This is a genomic window from Aeromicrobium sp. (assembly GCF_049586495.1).
GTDB lineage: Bacteria > Actinomycetota > Actinomycetes > Propionibacteriales > Nocardioidaceae > Aeromicrobium.
Window position 1 is genome coordinate 1 of sequence record NZ_JBAVCB010000112.1, and the last position, 2,807, is coordinate 2,807.

General features: G+C 66.5%; 6 protein-coding genes. 1 reads left to right on the forward strand and 5 read right to left on the reverse strand.

What is annotated here, in order from left to right; all coding sequences use genetic code 11:
- The coding region (gene prfB / locus WB508_RS06125) for a peptide chain release factor 2 (protein ID WP_423843997.1) at positions 1–1,004 on the reverse strand (1,004 nt) is incomplete at its 3' end.
- Positions 1,005–1,025: 21 nt separating this feature from the next.
- A complete protein-coding gene (locus WB508_RS06130) occupies positions 1,026–1,211 on the reverse strand; it encodes a DUF5302 domain-containing protein (RefSeq protein WP_423843998.1) in 186 nt (61 codons plus the stop codon).
- A 30-nt stretch (positions 1,212–1,241) separates the two neighbouring features.
- On the opposite strand from WB508_RS06130, the gene WB508_RS06135 reads away from it, so the two are divergent.
- Entirely contained in the window at positions 1,242–1,466 is a 225-nt protein-coding gene (locus WB508_RS06135; RefSeq protein WP_423843999.1) for a hypothetical protein, read from the forward strand.
- 14 nt (positions 1,467–1,480) lie between these two features.
- Here WB508_RS06135 and WB508_RS06140 read toward each other — a convergent pair whose 3' ends face one another.
- From WB508_RS06140 to WB508_RS06150, 3 genes are read right to left on the reverse strand one after another with little or no spacing between them, the layout of a single operon-like run.
- Positions 1,481–1,969 carry a pilus assembly protein TadG-related protein gene (locus tag WB508_RS06140; RefSeq protein ID WP_423844000.1) on the reverse strand — a complete coding sequence of 163 codons (489 nt, stop codon included), beginning with the start codon at positions 1,967–1,969 and terminating at the stop codon, positions 1,481–1,483.
- Entirely contained in the window at positions 1,966–2,394 is a 429-nt protein-coding gene (locus WB508_RS06145) for a hypothetical protein (protein WP_423844001.1), read from the reverse strand. Before WB508_RS06145 ends, WB508_RS06140 begins: the two co-directional genes overlap by 4 nt.
- The gene (locus tag WB508_RS06150) at positions 2,391–2,675 is read right to left on the reverse strand and encodes a pilus assembly protein (protein ID WP_423844002.1); all 285 of its coding nucleotides are present in this window, start codon (positions 2,673–2,675) and stop codon (positions 2,391–2,393) included. The genes WB508_RS06145 and WB508_RS06150 overlap by 4 nt, the downstream gene beginning before the upstream one ends.
- Between the last annotated feature and the right edge of the window lie 132 nt (positions 2,676–2,807).

Sequence of the window (2,807 nt, forward strand, 5' to 3'; positions counted from 1 at the left end):
CGCAGGTCCTTGACCATCTGGTACGGATTCAGCACGTAGTTGCGCATCTGGTCGCCCCACGAGGCCTGGACGTCTCCGCGCAGCTCGTCGAGGTGGGCACGCTCCTCGGCCTTCTTCAACGCCAGCAGCTTTGCCTTGAGGATCACCATGGCGCTGGCCTTGTTCTGCAGCTGGCTCTTCTCGTTCTGACAGCTGACGACGGTGCCGGTGGGGATGTGGGTCAGGCGAACGGCGGAGTCGGTGGTGTTGACGCTCTGTCCACCAGGCCCCGAGGAGCGGTACACGTCGACGCGCACATCTTCTTCGGGCAAGTCGATCTCGTCGGTCTCCTCGAGCACTGGCACGACCTCGACCGCGGCGAACGAGGTCTGACGGCGGCCCTGGTTGTCGAACGGTGAGATGCGCACCAGACGGTGAGTGCCGGCCTCGACCGACAAGGTGCCGTAGGCGTACGGGGCCTTGATGCTGAAGGTGGTGGACTTCAACCCGGCCTCCTCGGCGTAGGACGTGTCGTAGACCTCGACGGCGTAGCCGTGGCGCTCAGCCCAGCGGATGTACATGCGCTGCAACATCAGCGCGAAGTCGGCGGCATCGACGCCGCCAGCGCCGGACCGAATCGACACGAGCGCGTCGCGGATGTCGTATTCGCCCGACAGCAACGTGCGGATCTCGAGGACGTCGATCGCCTTCTGAATGCGGACCAGCTCATTGGTGACCTCGGCCTCAGCGTCGGCATCGCCTTCCTCGGCGGCCATCTCGTGCATGAGCTCGACGTCGTCGAGTCGTTGGCGCAGGCCGGTGACGCGTTCGACCTCGGCCTGAAGTGTCGAGAGGCGGCTCGTGACGCGCTGAGCGTTGACCTGGTCGTCCCACAATCCCGGGTCGCCAACCTCATCCTGCAGCGTCGCAATCTCGGCACGGATGGAGTCGAGGTCGAGGACCTTCTCGATCGACGTCAGGGTCGCGTCGAGCGCCTTGATCTGTTCTGGGAAGTCGGTGGCCACCTGTCGAGATTACAGGTGCGCTCAGATGCTCTTGCGGCGGAACTCCGGCTGGGCGATGGGCTTGTCTGCGCCGTGCGACTTCTCGCTGCCGTCGTGCTCCGCGCTCTCCGGGCTGGGGTGGTGCTTCTTGTTCTTCTTCTCCAGCGCCTCACGCATCTTGGCCTTGAGTGCCTCGTTCGAAGAGTCCGGGTTTGCTGAGTCGGTCATGGGCCCATCTTCACACGTATCCTCTCCGTCATGGCTCAACGCAAGCGCCCGGACTTCGGGCCCGAGGTCGTGCAGCGACTTGCCCGCGCCAAGCAGCACCGCGACGAGGCCGTCGATCTGGCCACCGAGATCTACGAGGATGCTCTGCTCGACGCCTTCGAGTCGGGGCTCACCTACAACGACATCGCCGCCACCGTCGGCGGCTCCCACGCCACTCTGGCGGTCTCCATGAAGAACGCTCGGTCCCGTCGCTGAGGCGCGCAGGTCGGTCAGATCTTTGCCCCTGCCGGCGGTCGACCACCTACCTCGGCGCGTCCGACACGGTCTTCGATGAGACCAAAAGCTGCACTCGGCGTGGGGCCCTCGACGATCCTCAGTTGCGAGCTAGCCTCTGCCACGACCGTGGTGGTTGCGGGAAATGCGGGCGGACTCAGGGCGAGGCGGACGGAGCGCTCGAGTCGTACCACCACGCGGTCCGACGTCGCCTGGACCCAGACGACGCGAGCGCCAGACCCTGCGACGTAGCCCGCCACGAGGCGGCGGGCTTCCCCGGCGTCAACAGCGACCTCACCCTCGGTGTAGAACGCCGCCTGGTTCAGACCATCGGCTGCCGCCAGCGCGGCACCGTCGGCCAGGTTGTCCAGATCACGGCGCTCAAGGAAAGCGTCCGAGGCGTTGACGACCACCGCCATCAGCAACCCCAGGAAGACGAAGAAGCCGATCGTCATGACGGTGATGGTGCCGCGGTCGTGGCTCATCGCCGAGCCCGATAGGTGCCATAGGGCTGGGTGTGGGTGCTGTCGACCGTGATGGAGCCGATGTTCTCCCCCAGCACAGACGGGGTCAGAGGCAGGCGCTGCGAGGTCTGCACGAACACCCGCACCGACGACCCTGGTTGCAGGCACGCGGCGGACGTCGGAAGACACGAGATCTGGACCGTCGCACCGTCGACACCTTGATCGGTCATGGCCAGCCGTGCGGCGGATCGGGCCCGCCGCTCCCCAGTGACCACATCGGGCGACTGCAGGAAGGCGCGGGCAGCCGCCCGACTGGCCGACGAGGTGCCGTAGGCGGCTCGTTGCGCGTCGAACACCGCGACCAGCACGTACAGCAGCGGCACCAGCAGCAGGATCGAGAGCCAGATGAACTCGATCGTCGCGGTCCCTCGGTGTGGCTGGGTCACGGCTCCAGCTCGCGAATCGCGTGACCGCGAACCGTGACCCCTACCGCCGGACCGAACAGTCCCAGCGCCGGAACCTGAGCTCGGACCACGACCTCAGCCGTATCGACTCCTCCGGCGACGGTGTACCGCGCGGTGACGTCGTCGGCGTACCGGTCGTCGAGAGACTGTCGGATGATGGCGCGGGTGCGGTTGGCACCGTCGGTCGACGTCGCCTCGAGCGGCGCCGCGGCCCGCGCGCCCGCTGAAGCTGCCGCGGTCGCGGTGTTGCGCACGTGCAGCACACGCTCTTTTTGAAGGACGTTTCCCTTGTCCAGCCTTCCCCCTCGCGGTCATGGGAACGGAACGTCACAGCGGCTCAGGGGCAGGAACGAATCGCCTCACCGATGAACTCGGGCACCTTGCGAGCTTCGGCT

Bases quoted from the DNA above. Each gene is read 5' to 3' on its own strand.
- WB508_RS06140 (WP_423844000.1), bottom strand. From the start codon at position 1,969: ATGAGCCACGACCGCGGCACCATCACCGTCATGACGATCGGCTTCTTC.
- WB508_RS06135 (WP_423843999.1), top strand. From the start codon at position 1,242: ATGGCTCAACGCAAGCGCCCGGACTTCGGGCCCGAGGTCGTGCAGCGA.
- WB508_RS06130 (WP_423843998.1), bottom strand. From the start codon at position 1,211: ATGACCGACTCAGCAAACCCGGACTCTTCGAACGAGGCACTCAAGGCC.